At 71.5% G+C, this 22,032-nt stretch carries 20 protein-coding genes; 11 read left to right on the forward strand and 9 right to left on the reverse strand.

What is annotated here, in order from left to right; all coding sequences use genetic code 11:
- Positions 1-17: 17 nt before the first annotated feature.
- The 4 genes from Q0858_RS01110 to lexA all read right to left on the reverse strand — a co-directional run bounded on the left by Q0858_RS01110 (position 18) and on the right by lexA (position 4,447).
- Entirely contained in the window at positions 18-614 is a 597-nt protein-coding gene (locus tag Q0858_RS01110) for a hypothetical protein (RefSeq protein ID WP_299050140.1), read from the reverse strand.
- A gap of 36 nt (positions 615-650) precedes the next feature.
- Positions 651-1,928 (reverse strand): nucleotide pyrophosphatase/phosphodiesterase family protein, encoded by a 1,278-nt coding sequence (locus Q0858_RS01115; RefSeq protein WP_299050142.1) that lies wholly within the window; start codon positions 1,926-1,928, stop codon positions 651-653.
- The gene (locus tag Q0858_RS01120; protein WP_299050144.1) at positions 1,925-3,628 is read right to left on the reverse strand and encodes an alkaline phosphatase D family protein; all 1,704 of its coding nucleotides are present in this window, start codon (positions 3,626-3,628) and stop codon (positions 1,925-1,927) included. Before Q0858_RS01120 ends, Q0858_RS01115 begins: the two co-directional genes overlap by 4 nt.
- Before the next feature lie 66 nt (positions 3,629-3,694).
- Positions 3,695-4,447: a transcriptional repressor LexA gene (lexA, locus tag Q0858_RS01125; RefSeq protein WP_299050147.1), complete on the reverse strand. Its 753-nt coding sequence runs from the start codon at positions 4,445-4,447 to the stop codon at positions 3,695-3,697.
- A gap of 299 nt (positions 4,448-4,746) precedes the next feature.
- Between lexA and Q0858_RS01130 the strand changes: the two genes are divergently transcribed.
- Entirely contained in the window at positions 4,747-5,109 is a 363-nt protein-coding gene (locus tag Q0858_RS01130) for a LysM peptidoglycan-binding domain-containing protein (protein ID WP_299050148.1), read from the forward strand.
- On the opposite strand, the gene Q0858_RS01135 is transcribed toward Q0858_RS01130, so the two are convergent.
- From Q0858_RS01135 to Q0858_RS01145, 3 genes are read right to left on the reverse strand one after another with little or no spacing between them, the layout of a single operon-like run.
- Complete coding sequence (locus Q0858_RS01135) at positions 5,079-5,459, reverse strand: hypothetical protein (RefSeq protein WP_299050149.1); 381 nt, start codon at positions 5,457-5,459, stop codon at positions 5,079-5,081. The two genes, Q0858_RS01130 and Q0858_RS01135, sit on opposite strands and share 31 nt — an antisense overlap.
- Before the next feature lie 25 nt (positions 5,460-5,484).
- A complete protein-coding gene (locus tag Q0858_RS01140) occupies positions 5,485-6,759 on the reverse strand; it encodes a nucleoside transporter C-terminal domain-containing protein (RefSeq protein ID WP_299050152.1) in 1,275 nt (424 codons plus the stop codon).
- A gap of 12 nt (positions 6,760-6,771) precedes the next feature.
- Positions 6,772-7,584 (reverse strand): N-formylglutamate amidohydrolase, encoded by an 813-nt coding sequence (locus Q0858_RS01145; protein ID WP_299050154.1) that lies wholly within the window; start codon positions 7,582-7,584, stop codon positions 6,772-6,774.
- A gap of 25 nt (positions 7,585-7,609) precedes the next feature.
- Here Q0858_RS01145 and Q0858_RS01150 point away from each other — a divergent pair, with 25 nt between their 5' ends.
- From Q0858_RS01150 to Q0858_RS01195, 10 genes are all read left to right on the forward strand, one after another.
- The gene (locus Q0858_RS01150) at positions 7,610-8,137 is read left to right on the forward strand and encodes a mismatch-specific DNA-glycosylase (RefSeq protein WP_299050157.1); all 528 of its coding nucleotides are present in this window, start codon (positions 7,610-7,612) and stop codon (positions 8,135-8,137) included.
- Positions 8,138-8,358: 221 nt separating this feature from the next.
- Entirely contained in the window at positions 8,359-8,823 is a 465-nt protein-coding gene (nrdR, locus tag Q0858_RS01155; protein ID WP_299050159.1) for a transcriptional regulator NrdR, read from the forward strand.
- A gap of 131 nt (positions 8,824-8,954) precedes the next feature.
- Positions 8,955-11,912, forward strand: a complete 2,958-nt coding sequence (locus tag Q0858_RS01160; RefSeq protein WP_299050162.1) for a vitamin B12-dependent ribonucleotide reductase — start codon at positions 8,955-8,957, stop codon at positions 11,910-11,912.
- A 947-nt stretch (positions 11,913-12,859) separates the two neighbouring features.
- On the forward strand, positions 12,860-13,894 hold the full coding sequence (locus Q0858_RS01165) for a CBASS cGAMP-activated phospholipase (RefSeq protein ID WP_299050165.1): 1,035 nt from the start codon (positions 12,860-12,862) through the stop codon (positions 13,892-13,894).
- Entirely contained in the window at positions 13,894-14,907 is a 1,014-nt protein-coding gene (locus Q0858_RS01170) for a cyclic GMP-AMP synthase DncV-like nucleotidyltransferase (RefSeq protein WP_299050168.1), read from the forward strand. The genes Q0858_RS01165 and Q0858_RS01170 overlap by 1 nt, the downstream gene beginning before the upstream one ends.
- The gene (locus tag Q0858_RS01175; protein WP_299050171.1) at positions 14,904-16,820 is read left to right on the forward strand and encodes a ThiF family adenylyltransferase; all 1,917 of its coding nucleotides are present in this window, start codon (positions 14,904-14,906) and stop codon (positions 16,818-16,820) included. The genes Q0858_RS01170 and Q0858_RS01175 overlap by 4 nt, the downstream gene beginning before the upstream one ends.
- A gap of 238 nt (positions 16,821-17,058) precedes the next feature.
- The gene (locus Q0858_RS01180) at positions 17,059-17,418 is read left to right on the forward strand and encodes a DUF6174 domain-containing protein (protein WP_299050173.1); all 360 of its coding nucleotides are present in this window, start codon (positions 17,059-17,061) and stop codon (positions 17,416-17,418) included.
- A 45-nt stretch (positions 17,419-17,463) separates the two neighbouring features.
- A complete protein-coding gene (locus Q0858_RS01185; RefSeq protein WP_299050176.1) occupies positions 17,464-18,663 on the forward strand; it encodes a histidine kinase in 1,200 nt (399 codons plus the stop codon).
- Positions 18,660-19,319 (forward strand): response regulator transcription factor, encoded by a 660-nt coding sequence (locus Q0858_RS01190; RefSeq protein WP_299050178.1) that lies wholly within the window; start codon positions 18,660-18,662, stop codon positions 19,317-19,319. The genes Q0858_RS01185 and Q0858_RS01190 overlap by 4 nt, the downstream gene beginning before the upstream one ends.
- A gap of 97 nt (positions 19,320-19,416) precedes the next feature.
- Positions 19,417-20,514, forward strand: a complete 1,098-nt coding sequence (locus tag Q0858_RS01195) for an acyl-CoA desaturase (RefSeq protein WP_299050182.1) — start codon at positions 19,417-19,419, stop codon at positions 20,512-20,514.
- Here Q0858_RS01195 and Q0858_RS01200 read toward each other — a convergent pair.
- Together Q0858_RS01200 and Q0858_RS01205 are read right to left on the reverse strand one after the other, a co-directional pair.
- Entirely contained in the window at positions 20,410-20,832 is a 423-nt protein-coding gene (locus Q0858_RS01200) for a hypothetical protein (RefSeq protein ID WP_299050184.1), read from the reverse strand. The two genes, Q0858_RS01195 and Q0858_RS01200, sit on opposite strands and share 105 nt — an antisense overlap.
- On the reverse strand, positions 20,832-21,908 hold the full coding sequence (locus Q0858_RS01205; protein WP_299050187.1) for a glycosyltransferase family 2 protein: 1,077 nt from the start codon (positions 21,906-21,908) through the stop codon (positions 20,832-20,834). The genes Q0858_RS01200 and Q0858_RS01205 overlap by 1 nt, the downstream gene beginning before the upstream one ends.
- Positions 21,909-22,032: the final 124 nt, after the last annotated feature.

Raw genomic sequence — 22,032 nt, forward strand, 5'->3', positions numbered from 1 at the left:
GCCCCGACGCTACCGCCTCAGGCGTGGTGGTCCCGGGCTGCGTCCGACGCCCCGAGCTCGTCGGCCTCGGCGCGGTCGACGCGGCGGTGGAACCGCATGCCGGCCAGTCCGCCGAGCATCGCGCCCACGAGGGTGACGGCGGCGACGATCGCCAGCCCGGCGAGGCCGACGCCGAGCTCGCCGGACGGCGGCGACAGCGGCGAGAGCTCCTCGGCGCCGCTGCTGTCGTTGCCGAGGACGGCGGCGGCGACGCCGAGCGCGACGGCGACGAGCACCGCCCAGCCCCAGACCGCGACGCCCTGGCGGACGCCGTGGAAGCGCGCCATGCGGCCCGCGACGTACCCGCCGGCGAGGTAGGCGAGGAACAGGACGACGAGGACGACGACGATCCCGGCGACGCCGAGCTCGTAGGCGCTGGCGCCGGTCTCCTCGCCCGCGCGCTCCAGGGCGTCGCCGGTGCCCGTGTCGGTGATCGCGCCGAGGCCGAACCCCGTGACCGCGAGCACCGCGCTGAGCAGGACGACCATCCCGAGCGAGGTCACGAAGCCGAGGAAGGCGCTGCCGACCTTCACCCCGCCGTACCTGTCCTTGGCCTGCTGGTGGATCTCGGACACGACGGCCTCCTCGACTGGGTCCGGTGGTGGTGGTGCCTAGAGTCGCGGAACCCCGTCCCAGCCGCCTCGCGGCGCGCCGCGCAGGCCCAGGAACCCGGCGACGGTCGGGGCGACGTCCACGGTGGTGGCCGCTGCCGGCGACGTGCCCCGTCGTACGGCGGGGTGGCCGCCGGAGAGGAAGAACGGGATGGGCGCCGTCGTCGGGTGGCCGTGGTTTCCGGGCAGCGGGTTGGACCCCGGGCTCGGGTCGCTGAAGCGCCAGCCCGCCCGCGCGTAGACGACGACGTCGCCCGCCTCCGGCCCGAGCCGCAGCCAGGACGACGCACGCCGGCGGTCGTGGGCGGCCAGGACGCCGTCGGTGGCCAGGGCGAGGCGGCGGATGCGCGCCACGGCGCGCTCTCGGTCGCGGTCCGGACCCGTCCAGTAGACGAGGTCGGCCCCGCCGTTCTGGCCCACCACGACGTTGCCCGCCAGCAGGGGGTCGTCGGTGAGCACCGGCGTCAGCGAGACGGACCGGTCCGGTCGCGACCAGTCCATCGAGTGGTCGGCGAGGACGACGAGCAGCGAGTCGCGCCACCGGCCGCTCTCCTTCAGCGCGTCGACGAGCCGCGACACCTGGAGGTCCCCGGAGGCCAGGGCGGCCCGGCGGGCGAGCTGGAGCGAGGTGCCGGTGAGGTCGGAGTGCCCGACCCGGTCGATGTCGCCGAGGTTGACGAAGACCAGGTCGGGGTCGAACCGGTCGACCATCGCGAGCGTCGCGTCCATCGTGAACGCGTCGGGCGCGTGCCCGGAGACGGGGACGACGGGGAACGGCTCCCAGCGGTGCGTGGCCCGGGGCCCGAAGATGCCGTAGAGGTACTCCTTCGACAGGACCGTGCCGCTCGTCAGCCCCTGCCGGCGGCAGCGCTCCAGGACGGTGTCGGCGCGCATGTCGGCGGGCCGGTCCATCGTGCGGGTCTCGCCGAGGTCCCGGTCGTAGATCGCGTTGGCGGGCACGCCGCTGCGGTCGGGCCGAACCCCGGTCATCATCATCGTGTGGTTGGGGATGGTCTCCATCACCGGCAGCGAGCGGGCACGCGGGAAGCGGCGGCCGCCGTCGCGCAGGCCCCGCACCGTCGGCATCAGGTCGAGGCCGAGCTCCCCGTCGATCTCCGCGGGTCGGCATCCGTCGAGGACGACGACGTACGCGCGGCGCCGCCGTGAGCCCCGCCGGGCGGCGACCGTCGCTGCCGCGGGAGCCGTCGCGGCGGTCGAGAGGACGACGCCCCCGCCCAGCCGCAGGACCGTGCGGCGGCTCGGGCCCGGCGCGGTCATCGCCCACCACCCACCGGGCGGCTCGCGCGCTCGAGGCGCGCCGTGCCCGCCGGAGTCGCCCAGGACGTCGACCACGCCGCCGTCGCCCGCCGATCCGTCCGGGACGAGATCACCCACCAGTCCATCTGCACCCTCTCGCTGGTCACGTCGAGCACGCTGAAGCCGTGGCTGTCGAAGTCCAGGTACTTCACGTGCGGGTTGTCGGCCTTGATCGCCGTCTCGACCGCCACGCTCGTGGTGCGCGGCGGCGTGCCGGTGATGTCCTTGAGGTTGTTCGAGGTCACCGACGTGCACACCAGCTCCACCCCGGCGCTGGCCTCGCCGTCGACCGGCACCGGGTAGGTGCCGGCGTCGTACGGCAGCTCGGCGGCCCACCCCGAGTGGATGTCGCCGGTCAGGAACACGACGTCGCGCACGCCCCGGTCGCGGATGTGGGCGAACAGCTCGCGGCGGTCGTCGGTGTAACCGTCCCACTGGTCCACGTTGTATGGCGACCCGTCCCGCGGGAGCAGCCCCGTCACGTCGTTGACGTTGTCGACGAGCTCGGCCGGGAGGGACGCGAAGGTCACGGGCGCGATCATCACGGGGTTGCCGACGAGCCGCCACTGCGGACGTGAGGGGCGCAGGGAGTCCTTCAGCCAGTGCAGCTGCTGGCGCCCGGTGATCGTGCGGTCGGGGTCGCTGACCTCGCCGTCGACGAGCGGGGTGGCCACCTGCTGGTCGCGGTAGGTGCGGAGGTCGAGCATGCTCAGCTCGGCGAGCTGACCGAAGCGCAGGCGCCGGTAGAGACGGGTGCCGTCGCCGAGGTCGGCGGTGGCCGACATGCGCGCCGGCATCCACTCGTCGTACGCGCGGTGGGCGCGGGCGCGGCGTCGCCGCCAGCCGCCCTCGTCGGGCTGGTGGTTCTCGGCGCCGCGCCGCCAGGCGTCGTTCGCGGACTCGTGGTCGTCCCAGGTGACCACGAACGGCAGCCGGGCGTGGAGGTCGGCGAGGTCGGGGTCGGCCTTGTACTGCGCGTGCCGCTGGCGGTAGTCCGCCAGGCTCACGATCTCGCGGGCGGGGACGTGGGCGCGCACGTCGGTGTCCTGCTGCCCGGCGCCGTACTCGGTCGGGGCGTACTCGTAGAGGTAGTCGCCGAGGTGCAGCACCAGGTCGAGGTCGTCGCGGGCGGCCAGGTGCCGGTACGCCGAGAACCAGCCGGCCTGCAGGTTCGCGCAGGAGACCACGCCCCAGCGGAGGCGGTCCGGCGAGGCGTCGGGCGCGGGGGCGGTGCGGGTGCGGCCGACACGGCTGGTCCGGCCCTGCCAGGTGAAGCGGTACCAGTACCAGCGCGCCGGCCGCAGCCCGCCGACGTCGACCTTGACCGTGTGGTCGCGCCAGGGTCCGGTGACGGCGCGACCGCGACGGACGACCCAACGGAACGACGGGTCGTCGGCGACCTCCCACCGGACCTCGACGCGGGGCCCGCGGCCGGAGCCGGGGGCGGACGCCGCGGTCGGGGTGACCCGGGTCCACAGGACGACGCCGGTCGGCAGCGGATCGCCGGAGGCGACGCCGTGACGGAAGGCGCGGGACGAGGAGGCCGGGGCGGCTGTCGTGGCTGAGCCGGCGGCAGGGGCGACGGGGGAGGTCGCGAGCAGGGCGGTGCCGGCGGCGCCGGCCGCGAGCACGGTACGACGGGAGGCGGAGGAAGGACTCACACCTCAGTGAACGCCCGTCCGGGCCGTGCGTGACGGCCCGGACGGCAACGGTCACCGAGAGTTCACCTACAGGCGGCGCAGGACCGTGGTGACCTTGCCCAGCACCGAGGCGTGGGTGCCGTCGATGGGGGAGAACGCGTCGTTGTGGGGCAGCAGCCAGACCTGGCCGGAGTCGGTGCGCTTGAAGGTCTTCACCGTGGCCTCGCCGTCGATCATGGCGGCCACGACGTCACCGTTGATGGCGGTGGGCTGCTGGCGGACGACCACGTAGTCGCCGTCGCAGATCGCGGCGTCGACCATCGAGTCGCCCCGCACCTCGAGCAGGAAGAGGGTGCCCTCGCCGACGAGCTGGCGCGGCAGCGGGAAGATCTCCTCGACCCGCTCCTCGGCCAGGATCGGGCCACCGGCCGCGATGCGCCCGACCATCGGCACGTAGGCGGCGGCGGGCATGGCGTCGCCGGCCCCGGTGTCGTCGATCGCGGAGGGTCCCGCCGACGACAGGGCCCGGCGTGCGGCGAGCGCGTCCGGCATGAGGACCTCGAGCGCCCGGGGGCGGTTCGGGTCGCGTCGCAGGAAGCCCTTCTTCTCCAGCACGCGGAGCTGGTGGGCGACCGACGAGGACGAGGTGAGGCCGACCTCCTGGCCGATCTCCCGCATGCTGGGCGGGTAGCCCCGCTGCTCCAGGGAGTCCCGGACGACCTGCAGCACGCGCTGCTGCCGGGGCGTCAGGCCCGACGGGTCGGGCGGGCCGTCGGGGAGCTCGGTCACGGAGCCCGCACGGTCGGCCCCGGGATCGTCGGGGGTCTTCGCCTTGGCCATCGTGTCGCCTCCAGGGTGCCGTGCCGGCCCGCTGCGCAGGCCGCTGTCGTGGCGCTCACCGTACGCCGAGGCGGCCCCGAGGTTCAAACATCTGTTCGATCAGCGTGTCGTGCGCGCCGGTCGGGGTGCGGGTCGAACGCGTGTTCGTCCGAGGTCTTGCGACGTTCGAACAGATGCTCTACCGTCGCATGTGTGTTCGATCGAACGTGAGTACGAAGGCCGACCCGCCGCCACTGTCGGTGGTCGCCCGTAGAACTCGTCCCGATCGCAGCGCACCCCTTCTTCCCCAGGAGGTCCCCATGGACACCACTCTCTCCGCCCGCACCGTCGGCGCCGTCAGCCCGGCCCCCGTGCGTCTGACCCGACGGGGCCGGCTCGTCGTCTTTGTCGGCTCCCTGCTGCTCGTCCTGGGCGTCGTCCTGGGTCTCGGCCTGTCCCTGGACACCTCGAGCGCGACGCGCGACGCCGGGACGCCCCCGCCCACCGAGGTCGTCACGGTCGGGACGGGCGAGACGCTGTGGGACATCGCCGCCGACCTCGCCGGCCGGGGGGTCGGCGACGGTGACGTGCGGGTCGTCGTCCAGGACCTCGAGGAGCTCAACGGCCTCGACTCGGCCATGCTGCTGGCCGGTCAGGACCTCCGGGTCCCGCTCGTCGACTGACCCGTCGCTCGATCGGACCGGTCGGACCCGTCCTGCGCGTGCCGGCTCTCGTACGCCGGTGCGGCGTCGCGGCCCGTGAACAGCCGGACGGCGCGGGCCAGCAGGATGAGCGCGGTGAACAGGCAGGCAACCGCGCCCAGCGAGGCGGCGGCGAGGAACAACCACCCGCGGCTCTCACCCGACCGCGCCGCGGTGCCGAAGTCGATGGCCGCGACGACCAGGTAGCCCCAGGCCACCGCGGTCAGCGTGACGCCGAGGGCCAGGAGCAGGAGCCGCGCGATGGGGAGCCGTGAGCGCTCCGAGGGTCGCCGAGGGCCCGCGCGCTTGCCCCCGCGTTTCCCCCCGGCCACGGCGCCATCATCGCACCCGGCCCGGTCACAGGGAGAAGACGAGCCCGGCGATCGCGGCGTTGGAGAAGTTGGCGAGGCTGGCGGCCAGCAGCGCGCGGAGCCCGAGCGCGGCGAGCAGGGAGCGGCGCTCCGGCGCCAGGGACCCCACCACGCCCAGGATGATCGCGATCGAGGCGAAGTTCGCGAACCCCGCGAGCGCGAAGGTCACCACGACGACCGTCAGCGGGTCGAGCCCGGCGACGGCGGGCCCGAAGTCGGCGTACGCGACGAACTCGTTCAGCACGGTCTTCTGGCCGATCCACGAGCCCGCCTGCACCGCCTCCGACCACGGCACGCCGAGCAGCCACGCCAGCGGGGCCAGGGCCCAGCCGAGGATCCGCTCGAAGGTGAGCCCGTCGTAGCCGAACCAGCCGCCGACGGCGCCCAGCAGGCCGTTGGCCAGGGCGATGAGGGCGACGAAGGCGATGAGCAGTGCGCCGACCGTGATGGCGATCCGGCCACCCGCGAGCGCACCGCGGCCGATCGCGTCGATGAGGTTGCGCGACTCGGTGTCGCGGACCTCCCGGACGTCGAGGTCGTCGAGGTCGACCCGCTCCTCGCCCTCGGCGAGCACGATGCTCGCGGGCTCCTTCTCGACCGGCGTGGAGTCCGGCCACATGAGCTTCGCGAACAGCAGTGCGGCCGGGGCGTTCATGACGGTCGCGGCGAGCAGGTACTCCAGCGGGGCGCCCAGCAGGGAGTACCCCACGAGGGTGGAGCCGGCGGCGGCCGTGAGCCCGCCGACCATGACGGTGAAGATCTGTCCGGCCCGCAACGAGCGCAGGTACGGCGCGATCATCAGCGGCGCCTCGCTCTGGCCGAGGAAGATGACGGTGCTGGCGTAGAGCGACTCCACCTTGGACACGCCCAGCACCCGCGACAGCGCGCCCCCGATCCAGTGCGTGGCGTACTGGATGACCCGCAGGTAGAACAGCAGGCCGATCAGGGCGCCGAGGAAGATGATCACCGGCAGGACCGACAGGGCGAAGATCGTGCCGTCGTCGCCGCCGGCCTCGTAGAGCGGCCCGAAGAGGAAGGACGTCCCCTCGTCGGTGTAGCCGATGAGATCCGCGACCCGGTCGGACGCCCACCCCAGCGCCCGCTGGCCGGGACCCCAGCGCAGGACCAGCGCCGCGAAGGCGACCTGCAGGCCGAGCGCGGCGAGGAGGGTCCGCCAGGAGATGCCCTTGCGGTCGGTGCTCAGCGCCCATGCGACCGCGAGGAGCAGTGCGAGGCCCAGGACCCCCCGGAAGTCAGCCATGCGGCGATCCTGTCAGGGGACGTCCTGCGCGCCGACGCGTGCGACCAGCGCGGCCAGCGCGTCGACCACGGCGGCGGCGTCGTCCGGTCCGGCGTACACGTCGCGGCGCAGCTCGACCATCACCGACGACACGCGGGCGTCGGTGCGGTGGTGGCGCAGCGGCACGTAGGTGCCGTGGAAGGGCTCGTCGCGCACCACCTCGCCGACCGCGGCGAAGCAGGACGCCGCCGCCTCCAGGAGCCAGGACGGGGTGTGGTCGGGGTCGGTGCCCAGGCAGACGGCCGGTCGCCGCTCCTCGGCGTGACGCTCGTAGGGCAGGGCGGTGGTGGGGTAGGAGTGCAGGTCGACCAGCACGCACCGGCCGGTGGCCGCCAGCCGGTGGTCGACGAGGTCGGCCAGCGCGTCGGCGTACGGGTGGAACCACCGCTCGGTGTACGCCGCGTCGCGGGCCGGGTCGTCGGCGCGCAGCCGGCCCAGCGTGCTGGTGGCGGTGTAGACGGCGCCCATGCCGATCGCCGCCATCTCCTCCTCCGCCGGATCGGGGAATCGCTCCGGGTCGACCACCAGCCGCGAGAGGCGGTTGACGAAGCGCCAGGGCCGCGCGACGCCCCCGGCCGCGGCCCGGTCGACCGCCCTCGCGGCCAGGACGTCGGTGTCCGCGTCGGTCATCGCGTCGAGCTCGGCGCCCAGGGCGTCGTCGGCGAGCAGGACGCTCGCGCGGGCCTCCGGGTCGAGCCGGCGGGACGCGTGCGGGACGTGCACCAGGACGGGGCTGACGTCGTCCCCGGGCAGGACCTCGAAGGGGGGCGGGGCCGGGTGGCTCATGGGTCGAGCCTGGCAGTCTCGGAGGATGTCGCTGCTGCCGGACGTCGTGGGCGAGACCCCTCTCGTCGTGTTCTGCGGCATGGCGAACCTCTGCTCCCCGCTGCGCCACGACCACCACTACGGCGGCCCGGGCAACGCGTTCTGGCGGCTGCTGCACTCCTCCGGCCTGACCGAGGACCGGCTCGAGCCGGCCGACGACGTGCGGCTCCCGGCGTACGGGCTGGGCGTGACGGACCTGGTGGTCGAGCGCGCGCCCGACGTGCCGCGCCGCACCCACGTCGACGACCTCGCGTCGAAGGTCGAGGGGTGGTCACCGGAGTGGCTCGCGATGACCTCCAAGACCGTGGCGGCGGAGCTCGCGCGCTGCCTCGGCCACCGACCCCCGGGTCTCGGGATCACGGGCTGGGACCTGGCGGGTGCGCCGGTGTTCGTGCTGCCCGGACCGAGCGGCGCCAACCAGCGCCGCGAGTACGACGGGCGCCCCGACCGGCTGTCCTGGTGGACCGACCTGGCCGCCCTGGTCGGTCGCGGGCCGGACGCCGCAGGCGCCTGACCTGCGCTTTCTCCGTGGCCCGCGGCGTGTCGTCGACCGACTCGCCGAACCGCTTGCGGCCCTCGTCGCGCGGGGCGTAGTGTCCCCACATGTAGTAATCACAACCGTGTAGTTATCCACATCTAGTCCCCAGGGACGATGCGGTCCTCCACACGTGTTGCACCAGATGTCCCCAGGTCCATCCACAGGCCGGGGTCCGAGAGGCGGAGGGAGGGACCGGGATGCACTGCCCGTTCTGTCGTCACACCGACACCCGTGTGCTCGACAGCCGCGTCACCGACGACGGCTCCTCGATCCGACGTCGCCGCTCCTGCGGCGAGTGCGGACGCCGCTTCACCACCGCCGAGCAGATGCAGCTCACGATCGCCAAGCGCAACGGCACCGTCGAGCCCTTCGTCCGCGACAAGGCCGTCGCCGGCGTCCGGAAGGCCTGCAAGGGCCGGCCGGTCACCGAGGACCAGCTGGCGCGGCTCGGCCAGGAGGTCGAGGACACGCTCCGCGCCGCCGGGTGGGCCGAGGTGCCCGCCCACGAGGTGGGCCTGGCGATCCTGACCCCGCTCCGCGAGCTCGACGAGGTGGCCTACCTCCGCTTCGCGAGCGTCTACCGCGCCTTCACGTCGGCCGAGGACTTCGAGGCGGAGATCGTGGCCATGCGCCTCGAGCACGCCGTCCCGGCGGACACCTGACGCCCGGCAGGGCGCACCAGCTGCCCGGCACGTCGTGGGGAAGCGGCGTGCCGGGCGCACCACCGGCAGCAGACCAGCAGCACCAGACCAGCAGCACTCACCAAGCAGGGCGAACGAGGGGAACGACTGAGATGACCGAGACGGCGAACGGCGTGCGGGACGACGCCACCAAGGCCACGGGGCGGGGCGTCCGCATCCAGCGGGTCTTCAGCACCCCCGGCGTGCACCCCTACGACGAGCTGTCGTGGGAGCGTCGCGACGTCGTCCAGAACAACTGGAAGACCGGCGAGGTCGTCTTCGAGCAGCGCGGCGCCGAGTTCCCCGACTTCTGGAGCGTCAACGCCTCCACGATCGTCACGACCAAGTACTTCCGCGGCGCCGTCGGCACCGACGCCCGCGAGTGGAGCCTGCGCCAGCTGGTCGACCGCGTCGTGAAGACGTACACGAAGGCCGGCACCGACCACGGCTACTTCGCCGACGCCGGCGACGCCGAGATCTTCGAGCACGAGCTCACCTGGCTGCTCGTCCACCAGTACTTCTCGTTCAACTCCCCGGTCTGGTTCAACGTCGGCACGCAGTCCCCGCAGCAGGTCTCCGCGTGCTTCATCCTGTCCGTCGACGACTCGATGGACTCGATCCTGAACTGGTACAAGGAGGAGGGCTTCATCTTCAAGGGCGGCTCCGGCGCCGGCCTGAACCTCTCCCGCATCCGCTCCTCCAAGGAGCTGCTCTCCTCCGGCGGCACCGCCTCCGGCCCGGTCTCCTTCATGCGCGGCGCCGACGCGTCCGCGGGCACCATCAAGTCCGGTGGCGCCACCCGCCGCGCGGCGAAGATGGTCGTCCTCGACGTCGACCACCCCGACATCGAGGAGTTCGTCGCGACCAAGGCGCGCGAGGAGGACAAGATCCGCGCCCTGCGCGACGCCGGGTTCGACATGGACCTCGGCGGCAACGACATCACCTCGGTGCAGTACCAGAACGCCAACAACTCGGTCCGCGTCTCCGACGAGTTCATGCGCGCCGTCGAGGAGGGGGGCCAGTTCGGTCTCCGCGCCCGCGGCACCGGCGAGGTCATCGAGACCGTCGACGCGCGTGGCCTGTTCCGCAAGATCAGCGAGGCCGCGTGGGCCTGCGCCGACCCGGGCCTGCAGTACGACGACACCATCAACGACTGGCACACCAACCCCGAGACCGGCCGCATCACCGCGTCCAACCCGTGCTCGGAGTACATGTCGCTCGACAACTCCTCGTGCAACCTGGCGTCGCTGAACCTCATGAAGTTCCTGCGCAAGGACGACACCTTCGACGCGCAGTCCTTCGCCAGCGCCGTCGAGCTGATCATCACCGCGATGGACATCTCCATCTGCTTCGCGGACTTCCCGACCGAGCCCATCGGCCGCACCACCCGCGACTACCGCCAGCTCGGCATCGGCTACGCCAACCTCGGCGCGCTGCTCATGGCCATGGGCCTGGGCTACGACTCCGACGGCGGCCGTGCGATGGCCGCGACCATCACGTCGCTGATGACCGGCACGTCGTACGCCCGCTCCGCCGAGATCGCCAAGGTCGTCGGCCCGTACGCCGGCTACCGCCGCAACGCCGACGCCCACCAGCGCGTCATGCGCAAGCACCAGGCCGCGAACGACGAGATCCGCGCCCTCGGCACCGAGGACCGCGCCGTCCACGAGCTCGCGACCCGCACCTGGGACAAGGTCCTGCGCGACGGCGTCCAGCACGGCTTCCGCAACGCCCAGGCCTCGGTGCTCGCCCCGACCGGGACCATCGGCTTCATGATGGACTGCGACACCACCGGCATCGAGCCGGACTTCTCGCTGGTCAAGTTCAAGAAGCTCGTCGGCGGCGGCTCGATGCAGATCGTGAACCAGACGATCCCGCGGGCCCTGAAGAAGCTGGGCTACCAGCCCGAGCAGGTCGAGGCGATCGTCGCCCACATCGCCGAGCACGGCCACGTGATCGACGCGCCCGGCCTGAAGACCGAGCACTACGAGATCTTCGACACCGCCATGGGCGCCCGCTCGCTCAAGCCCATGGGCCACGTGCGGATGATGGCGGCCGCGCAGCCGTTCCTGTCCGGCGCGATCTCGAAGACGGTGAACCTGCCGGAGTCGGCGTCGGTCGAGGAGATCGAGGACGTCTACCTGCAGTCCTGGAAGCTCGGCCTCAAGGCCACCGCGATCTACCGCGACAACTGCAAGGTCGGCCAGCCCCTGTCCGACGGCGGCGGCAAGGCGAAGAAGGACAAGCAGGACGCCGCCGACGCGATCGCCGCGGAGGCGGGCGCCGCCCTGTCTCCGGAGGTCGTCGAGAAGATCGTCGAGAAGGTCGTCTACGCCCCGACCCGCAAGCGCCTGCCGAAGTCGCGCGTCTCCCGCACCACGTCCTTCACGGTCGGTGGCGCCGAGGGCTACATGACGTCCGGCGCCCACGACGACGGCGAGCTCGGCGAGATCTTCCTCAAGCTCGGCAAGCAGGGCTCGACCCTGGCCGGCGTGATGGACGCCTTCTCGATCGCGGTCTCGATCGGCCTGCAGTACGGCGTGCCGCTGGAGACCTACGTCTCGAAGTTCACCAACCTGCGCTTCGAGCCCGCCGGCCTGACCGACGACGCCGACGTGCGGATGAGCCAGTCGATCATGGACTACATCTTCCGCCGCCTCGCGCTGGACTACCTGGCCTTCGAGGACCGCGCCGCCCTCGGCATCTACTCCGCCGACGAGCGCCAGCGTCACCTCGAGACCGGCTCGTACGAGCCCATCGAGGTCAGCGAGGTGCAGGCCCTGCGGGCCGAGCCCGAGGCGGTGACCGTGGTCCTGCCCGACCCGGACGCCGAGGCGCCCGAGGACGCCGCCACGACGGAGCCCGAGGTGACCGCGGCGGAGGCCGTCGAGCTGAAGGACGTCGCCTCCAAGCCCGCCCCGCGGGAGGCGCACACCTCCGCGGAGCTGCTGGAGCGGGTCACCGGGACCGCCGTCGACTCGCCGCTCTGCTTCACCTGCGGCACGAAGATGCGCCCGGCCGGCTCCTGCCACGTCTGCGAGGGCTGCGGCTCGACCAGCGGCTGCAGCTGATGTCGAGTTGCGCGAACTGGGACCACATTCGGGACCAGTTGCGGGATAGCATGAGAACACACGTGGAAGAGGTACTGCTACTGGTAGCGGTGGCCGTCAGTTCGTGACTGTCGCGAATAGACACCTAGGGGTGGCCCGATCGGGCCACCCCTAGGTGTTTGAGGTCTATGTAGACCCCGCGATTATGGTGAGGGGACAGCCTGTTGCAATTGCCTTGTTGGCACCCATGTCCCTCGCGTATTGACCTCTATGCAGCCCAGATCGGCGAGTGTAGCGAGTTACATTCTGACGTTAGCGCTACCAATGCTGAGATGCATACCCTCGCCGTTCATTATGCGGCTAAGGAGTCTGGCCTGGTTCAGTGTTAGGCCGACACTTCCGGTCCGTGCCCGCGCGATCTTCGTTCTTGTTGACTTGTCCGTGGCCCTTAGGGGTCGTATTGAGACGAGTTGGTCGCTAAGAACTAGTTGGAGGCCAGTTCTTTCGAGTGCGGCCGGGACCATCTTCAGCGCGTCGTTGACCCGGTCGCGTCGTCGGTCGAGGGCGCGGGCTAGATCTGCGCGATCGACGAACTTCGAGACGGCCACCAGTAACGGGCCGTCGCGCAATGACAGTAGACGCCGCTGTGGTGATGAAGACGCCCTCGACACGTGTCTACGGCGCGCCTCCCACGAATGACGTGAGCGCACGTGTAGAGAAGATGTGGCGACGCGCCCGTGTCGCTTCACGCTGGTGCCTTCCCTACGCCAACGGCCTTGGGGAACGCTTATGCCCGGACCACCTGAACTCCGCCTTTCTGGCGGTGACTCGCACGCTAGCCACGGCCCGCGCTGTCGCAGCGGAGGCGCGCCGTACGACGTCTCCGTCAGCCTGCCGATGATCAGCGGGACTGTCGGTGGGCGTACGTACGCTGCCGGGCAGACAACCGACGGGAGCAGGAGCACTAGATGACTGGCCGATACGCACCGCACGGCCCGACTCCCGACGCATTCGAGGGAGACCGCTTCCAGATCCTTGCGCTCGACGGCGGTGGGGCGAAGGCACTGTTCACCGCCCACGTCCTCGCACACATCGAGGACGACCTGGGCGTCAGGATCACCGACCATTTCGACCTGGTCGCGGGGACTTCGGCCGGAGGCATCGTCGCGCTCGGGCTGGGCGCTGGACTGCGGCCGAAGGCAATCGCCGAACACTTCGGCGACCTCGTCAACCGAGTCTTCCCTGCCCGGCTGCAACGCAAAGCGCGCTTGGGTCGCCTGAGCAAGCCCGCCTACGACAGCGACGCTCTTCACGAAGTGCTGGTCGAAGTCCTTGGCGAGCGAGCGCTAGGCGACAGTTGCTTGCGGCTGGTCATCCCGTCGTGGGACTTGCAGCGCGGCGAGGTGCACATCTTCAAGACCCGGCACAGCGAGCGCCTGACCAGGGACTGGCGCATCAAGATGGTCGACGTAGCCCTCGCGACGGCCGCAGCCCCCACCTTCTTCCGCGCCGCCCGCGTCAACGACTCCCCGCTCATCGACGGCGGAGTCTGGGCCAACAACCCCTCCGTCGTGGCCATCGGCGAAGCCGTGAGCATGCTCGGCGTACCTCTGGACGCCATTCGCGTGTTGAACGTCGGGACGATGGAGCCGTTCACCGCCAACACCGACCCGCTGGAGAGCGCTGGCGTGTTGGGCTGGGGCACGAAGGCCGTCGACACCATCCTCAACGCCAGCAGCCGGGGCGGCATGGGCACCGCCATGCACCTGGTCGGATTCGATGACTTCGTGCGCTTCGACGCGCCTGTGCCACCGGGCAAGTTCGCCCTCGACCGAATCAAGGCCAAGTCGGTCAGGGGATACGCCTCCACCACCAGCCGGAACCTGGCCCCCGAGTTCACCGCGAAGTTCGCTGACCACGTTGCTCCGGGCTTCACCCCGCTCCCGCCGCCCACTCCACGCAGCGGCCCATGCTCTGACCCAACGCCCGAGGGGGACTCCTGATGGAACACGTCACTTACTTCAACAACCTGCTGAAGGACACCGTCAACCTTCCCGACGGCAAACTCGACAGCCTCGGCGACCGCGTAGACAGGATTTACGCCGCTATCAAGGCCGCGAACCTCGACTCGAAGGTCCTGAGCAAGAAGCGGCAGGGGTCATGGGCGCAGCGCACCATCATCAACCCGCCCAAAGATGTTGAGTTCGATGCTGACTTCATGCTCGAACTCAAGGAGGTGTCGGGCTGGTCCCCTGCCGACTACAACGACGCCGTCTTCCAGGCCCTCGACGACCACCCTGTCTACGGCGAGATGGACAAGCCCGTCGAAGCGAAGAACCGCTGCGTCCGCGTCTCTTACGCCAACGACATGCACGTCGATGTCGTGCCCTACGTGAACCTTGCGGACGGCGGCGAGCACATCATCAACGCCGAGACCGACGAGTGGGAACCGAGCAACTCGGACGGGTTCACCAAGTGGATGAAGGAGAAGGACGACCTCACCGACGGGCACATGCGTCGGGTCATCCGGCTGTTGAAGTACCTGCGCGACCACTGCAGCTGGTACGAGGACACCGTGTCCATCATCCTGACCACCGTCGTCGGCAACACCATCAAGGCTGAGAACGTGCTCGCCGATGCCGACTGCTACGCCAATGTCCCCGTAGCACTCGGCCGCAGCGTGTCGGACCTCGCTGAGTGGGTCCGCGACAACGAAAACCTCCCTGATGTCGAGACGGGGGAGGGCACCGTCTTCACCCACCGCTGGACCGAAGCCAAGTACCAGCAGTTCCGCACGGACATCCAGGACCTCGACACCAGAATCGCCGCAGCGCTCGCCGAGAACGACGAGGACGAAAGCCTCGCGCTCTGGCGCGACCTCTTCGGGACCGGCTTCAAAGCAGCCGAGTCCGACAGCAAGGCGTCCAAGTTCCCAGCCATCGGAACGGGAGCCGCCGGGGCCGCTGGTGGCGCAGCCTCCGAATCTTCCTCCAGCCGAAGCGGCAAGGCCGGGTGACTCGGAGGCAGCCACCGCGACCAGCGCTCAGCAAATGGCAACGACGGGCGCTGGCAGACCTGCGCGCCCAAGCCAAGCACCAGCCTGAACTCCTCGCCGTCGGCGCTCAGAACCGAGACGACGATGGAAACGTCCTTGTTCGGTTCACGCTCCACACCGATGACCTCCCCGCACCCAGTGCCGACGGCCTGCACTTCAAGGCCGTCGAGGAGTTCGTCCTCCTCATCGGACCCACCGACGACCACCCGCCAACCGTGCTCCTGGAACACGGGCGGTTCATCGGCACCCCACACGTCCTGTCCGGCTTCTACCTCTGCCTCTACCTCGACGAGTCCCGTGAGTGGGACCCCGATGCAGGCGTCAACGGCAAGAACGGTGTGCTCAATCGCCTTTGGGACTGGATGGAGAAGGCCAACCAGAACGACTTCAACCCCGACACCGCCCTCTTCCACGCCGTCGGGGGAGTCCCGCACCTCACCCCCGGCACCGCCAGCATCGTTGTCCGGCACCTACCCGACCCCAGTGCCCGTGTCGTCACCGCCCACCTCAACCGGCGGACCCCGAAACGGCTCGACCTGGCGTCTCAAGCCCAAGTCGATGCGGAGCCTACGCACGTACCCGTCTTCTTCGCCGACTCCGACATGCCACTGGGAGCCGGTCACCACTTCCTCGGCCTGCTCCTCGGCCTCATTCGACACCCCCGACCGCATGGGCTCGCGCACTTCATCGCTGCTCCACGCCTGACCCACACAGTCCGACAGCCCTGCGCCTCCGACCTGTCAATCGTCGCGAGCCGCGACTACACGTGCCCGCAATGGTTCGCAGCGCACTACCCCGAGCCAGTACCGCCCCCGTACGAGACGGCGCCCGACGCGGCCCTGTTCACCGCGCTCGCCGCCAGCGCGAGCCGTAACCCCGACGGAACACCGCAGCGCCTCATCTTGGCCGTGCCACACCCGGCTGGAGGCCCGCGCCACCTGCTTGCCCTTCAACTGGCTCCAGAACTCGCCGATGACCTCCGACGCCTCGTGTCCCACAAGACCACGACGTTCATCCCCTACGAGCCAGACCGCATCAACATGGCCGCACCCATCGAATGGTGCTTCGTTTCCGACGAGCGCGCAGCAGTCACCACACGGCGAGACGCCGACCGCCCAGTCGCCGCGCTGCACGGTAAGACCGTGGCCATCCTCGGTTGCGGAGGTATCGGCTCATGGATCGCCGAGTTCGTCGTTCGCGCCGGAGCAAGCCACGTTGTCATCAGCGACTATGGGCGCGTCACCGGCGGGCTACTCGTCCGGCAGGACTACGTCGAGGACGACATCGGGACCGCGAAAGTCCTCGCTCTCTGTGACCGTCTCAAGGCCACCAGCGACACCGTTCTTGTCGACGCCCACGGTCGGCTCGGCACCTCTGAACTGAGCCAGATCGCGCTCACGGCGGACCTCATCATCGACGCCACCATCAGCCTCAAGGTCTCGAAGCAACTCGACATCATCACCACTAACCCCCAGCGGAAGGCGTTCATCGCACAGGTAGCCACCGATGCCCGCAGCGGCACTCTCGGCTACGCCACCATTAACCCGCCGGGTAACACCACCTCCATGACCGACATGGACCACCACCTGCGCGACCAGGTCCGCGCCGACGGAGCACTGGAGCGCTACCGCTACTTCTGGGAAGAACCCGCACCCGGAGACGAGTTCGTCCCGACGCGAGGATGCTCAGCCCCGACCTTCCACGGTTCCGCCGCAGACCTAGCCGCCCTCGGCGGCGGGCTCCTCACCTTCATCGCCAAGCACCTCACCATCGCCGACCGCGGCGCGCATCTCATGGCTCTTCCGCACTCGGACGTCACTCCCGGCCACCGATACGTGCCCTACCGCCCAGTCGCACCGGGCTCAGCAGCCTGAGGTCGACGGCTCCCTCGCCTCTTAATGAGATTCGGAGTGACATTCGGATGAGATTCGACAGCTGATCGTCTGATCCGCGTCGAGAGGCCGGTGCCGAGGTCGGCACCGGCCTCTCGGCGTCCGGTCGGAACCACCCACTGCCGGCGTGCGTCGCAGTGATGTGAGCGGCCGGGCAGCGGGAGCGGTGGTGCTCGTCCTCGGGGCACTCGCGGGGTGCGGAGGCCAGGGGTCCTCGTCCGTGTCCGGCCCCGGCGGGGAGAGCGCGAGCCCGGCAGCCGAGCAGCCGACGTCGTACGACTACCGCCTGACGTCGACCTGCGGGGAACGCGGCTTCCTCGGGACCTTCGACGTCACCGTGCGGGACGACGAGGTCGTCCGGGCGACGGCGGTCCGTCGCTACCGCGGACGGGTCCGCCTCGGGGAGGTCCCCACGCTGACCGACCTCGTCGAGATGGCGGAGGGCGCGGACGGCGACGCCGTCGTGGACCTGCGGGTCGACCGACGCGGTCGGCCGACGTCGTTGCGGATCGACCACCGGCCCGACGCGATCGACGACGAGGAGTGCTACGCGGTCGACCACCTCGAGCTGAGGCCCTGACCGCTCCGAGATCCGCGCCGCGTGCGCGAGGATGGCCGGGTGCCGGTGACGTGGAGGACCGCGGGCCGGATCGCGGTGCTCCTGGCCGCGGTCCCGCTGCTGTGCGTCCAGGCGCCGCTGCTGGTGGCCGGCCACGACGTGGCCGTGGGCCCGGCGATCGCGCTGGCCGTGGCGCTCACCGCCGCCGTCCCCCTGGCGCTGGGGCGGCCGCGGCTCGCGGCGCTGCTCGCGGTGCTGGCGTCGGGCGCGCAGATGTCCGTGACTGCGGCCGGGGGCGTCGGCGGCTGGCCCTGGGCGGTCGCGCCGATGCTCACCGTGCTCCTGGTGATGGTGGTCGTGGGCGTCACCGGCGGCTGGCGGGTGGCACTGCTCGCGCTGCTCGCCACGCTCGCGCAGACCACGGCGTTCGCCGTCCTCGCTGCCCCCTGGCGCGACGTGGCGACGTCGCTGGCCAACCTCGCCCTCTGGGGCTCGCTGGCGACCATGGCGGCTGCGCTCGGGGTGCTGCTCGGACGCTTCACCGACGTCGCCGACGCGCTGCGCTTCGAGCGCACCGTCAGCGCGGAGGCGCAGGCGCGTCGCGTGGTGATCGAGGAGCGCGCCCGGGTGGCGCGCGAGCTGCACGACGTCATCGCCCACAACATGTCGCTGGTGACGGTCCAGGCCCGCTCGGCCCCCGCCCGCGTGCCCGGCCTGACCCCCGAGGCCGCCGCCGAGTTCGAGCAGATCGCCGAGCGCGCCTCCGACACCCTCGCCCAGATGCGGGGCGTGCTGACCGTCCTGCGCACCGAGCCCGGCCAGTCCGGCCGCGCGCCCGTGCCCACGCTGGGGCAGGTCACCGAGCTGTTCGACGCCGTCCGCGAGTCGGGTCAGGGCCTCGACGTCGACTGGCGGGTGACCGACGACGCCGGGGTCGACGAGGAGGTGGGGGCGGCGGCGTACCGGATCCTGCAGGAGGCGCTCAGCAACGTACGGCGCCACGCCCCGGCCGCCCCGATCACCGTCGAGGTCGCCGTCGACCCCTCCGACGTCCCGGGCCAGCTCACCCTCGACGTCAGCAACCCGCTGGAGCGCCCGCTCGCCGACGGGCCCGCGGGGCACGGGCTGGTCGGGATGGGGGAGCGGGCCGCGGCCGTCGGCGGTGCTGTCGAGAGCGGGGAGCTCGTCCCGGGCGAGTACGTCGTCCGTGCGCGCCTGCCCCTGCGGGCGCGGGCCGGCGGGTCGCGCGGCCAGGAGGTCCGGTGAGCACGCGGGTGGTCGTGGTCGACGACCAGGAGATGGTGCGGGCCGGGTTCGCGGCGCTGCTCTCGGCCGAGGCGGACCTGGAGGTCGTCGGCACGGCCGCGGACGGCGCGGAGGCCGTCGACCTCGTCCGGCGCAGCCGGCCCGACGTGGTGCTGATGGACATCCGGATGCCCGTCCTCGACGGCATCGAGGCGCTGCGGCGGATCGTGGGCGACCCCGTCACGCGCGACGTCCGCGTGGTCATGCTGACGACGTTCGACGCGGACGAGTACGTGCTGGACTCGCTGCGCGCCGGGGCCAGCGGGTTCCTGCTCAAGGACGCCTCCGCCGCCGAGCTGGCCGGTGCGGTCCGGGTCGTCGCGGCCGGCGAGGCCCTGCTGTCGCCCTCGGTGACCCGGCAGGTCATCGCCCGACTGGTCGACGGCCCGGCCCGCCCGACGCGGGACCCCCGGCTGCGCCAGCTCACCGACCGGGAGCGGGACGTCCTGCTGCTGGTGGCGGCCGGGCGCTCCAACGCCGAGATCGCGGCCGACCTGGTGCTGGCCGAGCAGACCGTGAAGACCCACGTCAGCCGGATCTTCACCAAGCTCGACCTCCGCGACCGCGCTCAGGCCGTGGTGCTGGCGTACGAGAGCGGGCTGGTCACCCCCGGCTGAGGCACCGCGCCGGTGACCGGGTGCTACCCCGGTAGGGGGTCGGGTTGGCTCCCGCGGGTGACGCGCCCGACCGGACCGCGTCCCTAGCGTCGAGGCCATGACCTCGACCCCGGCCGTCGCCCCGGTCCCCGCCGCGAGGCCCCTCCCGCCCCGGGCCGCCCGCCAGCTCAGCCTCTACACCGACCTGTCCCGCCAGGTCCGCGAGGCGGGCCTGCTCGACCGCCGACCCCGCTGGTACGCCGCCCGCGCGGCCGGACTCGCGCTCGGGTACGCCGCCGCCACGACGCTGCTGCTGACCCTCGGGCAGACCTGGTGGCAGCTCGCCGTGGCCGTCGCGTTCGCCGTGCTGTTCACCCAGACGGGGTTCCTGTCCCACGACGCCGCCCACCGGCAGGTCTTCGGGCTCGGCACCCGCAACGAGTGGGCCTCCCGGCTGCTCGGCAACCTGCTCGTCGGGCTCAGCCACGGCTGGTGGATGCGCAAGCACTCACGCCACCACGCCAACCCGAACAAGATCGGGTCCGACGAGGACATCGGCCCCGGCGTCCTGGCCTGGCAGTCGGAGGACGCGGCCCGCCGTACCGGTCTCGCCGCCTGGCTCACCGCCCGCCAGGGCTGGCTGTTCTTCCCGCTGCTGACCCTGGAGGGGATCAACCTCCACGTCGGCGCCGTCCGGACCGTCCTCGGCCGCGAGCCGGTGGCCCACCGCGGGATCGAGATCGCCCTGCTGACGGTGCGCCTGGTCGGGTGGCCGGTGCTGCTGGTCGCGCTGCTGGGCCCCGGCCTCGGTGCCGCGTTCCTGGCGGTGCAGCTCGCCGTCTTCGGCGTCTACCTCGGGTCCAGCTTCGCCCCGAACCACAAGGGGATGCCGCTGGTGCCGAAGGACTCCCGGATCGACTTCCTGTCCCGCCAGGTGCTCACCTCCCGCAACATCCGCGGCGGCCGCTGGGTCGACTGGCTGATGGGCGGGCTGAACCTCCAGGTGGAGCACCACCTGTTCCCGAGCATGCCGAGCGGCAGCCTGCGCCGGGCGCAGCCGCTGGTGAGGGCCTACTGCGCCGAGCACGGCGTGCCCTACACCGAGGCGGGGCTACGCGAGTCCTACGGGATCGTCGTGGCCCACCTCAACCGGGTCGGCCTCGGCGACCGTGACCCCTTCGCCTGTCCGCTCGTCGTCGCCCACCGCACCGGCTGAGGACCGCCGGGCCCACGCTCCCCACACCCCGACGACGCACGCCAGGACGGCGAGCACCCCGAGGGCGACCGCGGGGGCGAGCAGGGCCGCGGTGCCGGCGCCCCGCGCGCCGGGCACCAGCCCGCCGACCACGACCACCACGGCGGCCGTCGAGGCGATGATCCCGAGCGCGATCAGCATCTGGGTCAGCGCCAGACGCCAGCGCTCCCGGCTGCCACGACCCTGCAGGGTGCGGACGAGCTCGTGCAGCGGCATGTACAGAGCGAGCAGCAGGTAGAACAGCCCGCCGAGCCCGGTCCCGGGGAGTCCCGCGGTCATCAGTGCCCCTTCTCGTAGACCTCGAGCGGCCGACGCAGGACGACCTCGGTGACCAGCGCCTCGAGCATGTAGACGCCGTTGACGATCCGGAGCACGAGGAAGCTCGGCAGCGACAGCAGCGCCCGGCCGACCTCGCCGCGTCGTCGTGCCGCGACCAGGACCGGCACGACGACGGCGGGCACGTCGACGACGTACACGAGGAGGAGCCAGGGGCTCACCAGCACCGCCAGCAGGGGCAGCACGAGGAGGTAGACGAGCGACGCGACGACGGCGTCGAAGACACCCACGCCGACGACCATCCCCAGGAACGGCAGCCGCACGATGCCCCGCCAGTGCAGGACGACGTTCTGCACGAAGCCGTGCGACCACCGCTTGAGCTGCTTGCCGAGGAAGCCGAGGTCGTGGGGCTCGATCGGGTAGCAGACCGCCTCCGGCACGAACCGCACCCGGTGACCCGCCTGGTAGAAGGTCCAGGTCAGGTCCATGTCCTCGGCGCGGGTGCGCTCCGACCAGCCGCCGGCCGCCTTGAGGGCGTGGGTGCGGTACGCCGAGAAGCAGCCCGAGGAGATCAGCGGCTTGCCGAAGTGGTCCTGGGTGGGCTTGTAGAAGGTGAAGGACAGCAGGTACTCGACGTAGCGGCCCCGCTCCCACAACGTCCGCACGTGCCGCGGGACCACGAACCCGCACGCCGCGACGACCGTCTCGTCGGCGTCCAGGGGCGCCATCAGCAGCTCGAGGGCGTCGGGTGCGAGCGTGGTGTCGGCGTCGATGGCCATGGTGAAGCCGGTGTCGACCGTCGCGAGGACGGAGTTCTGGGCGCCGGCCTTCGAGCCGGTGTTGGCGGCGGGACGGAAGACCTCGGCCCCTGCGGCGCGCGCGAGGTCGCCGGTGCCGTCGTCGGAGAAGTCGTCGACGACGACCACCCGGGCGGGCGGGGTGGTCTGGGTCAGGATGCTGCGGACGGTGTCGGCGATCGAGGCGGCCTCGTTGTAGGCCGGGACGATGACCGTCAGGTCGTCGGCGGGTCGCGCGCGGTGCCGCGGCAGCGCGGTCGTGACCTGCGGGTCGGGCTTCACCGGGGGTGGCTCCTCGGTCGGGGACGGGACGGGGATCCGGCGCGGACCCCGGGGAGGACCTGCCGCGAGGCCGTCCGTGCGTTACGCCCGACCCAGGACACGGCCCGGGGACCTGGGCCCGAGG

Source organism: uncultured Nocardioides sp. (genome assembly GCF_947489365.1).
In the GTDB taxonomy this organism is placed as follows: Bacteria; Actinomycetota; Actinomycetes; order Propionibacteriales; family Nocardioidaceae; genus Nocardioides.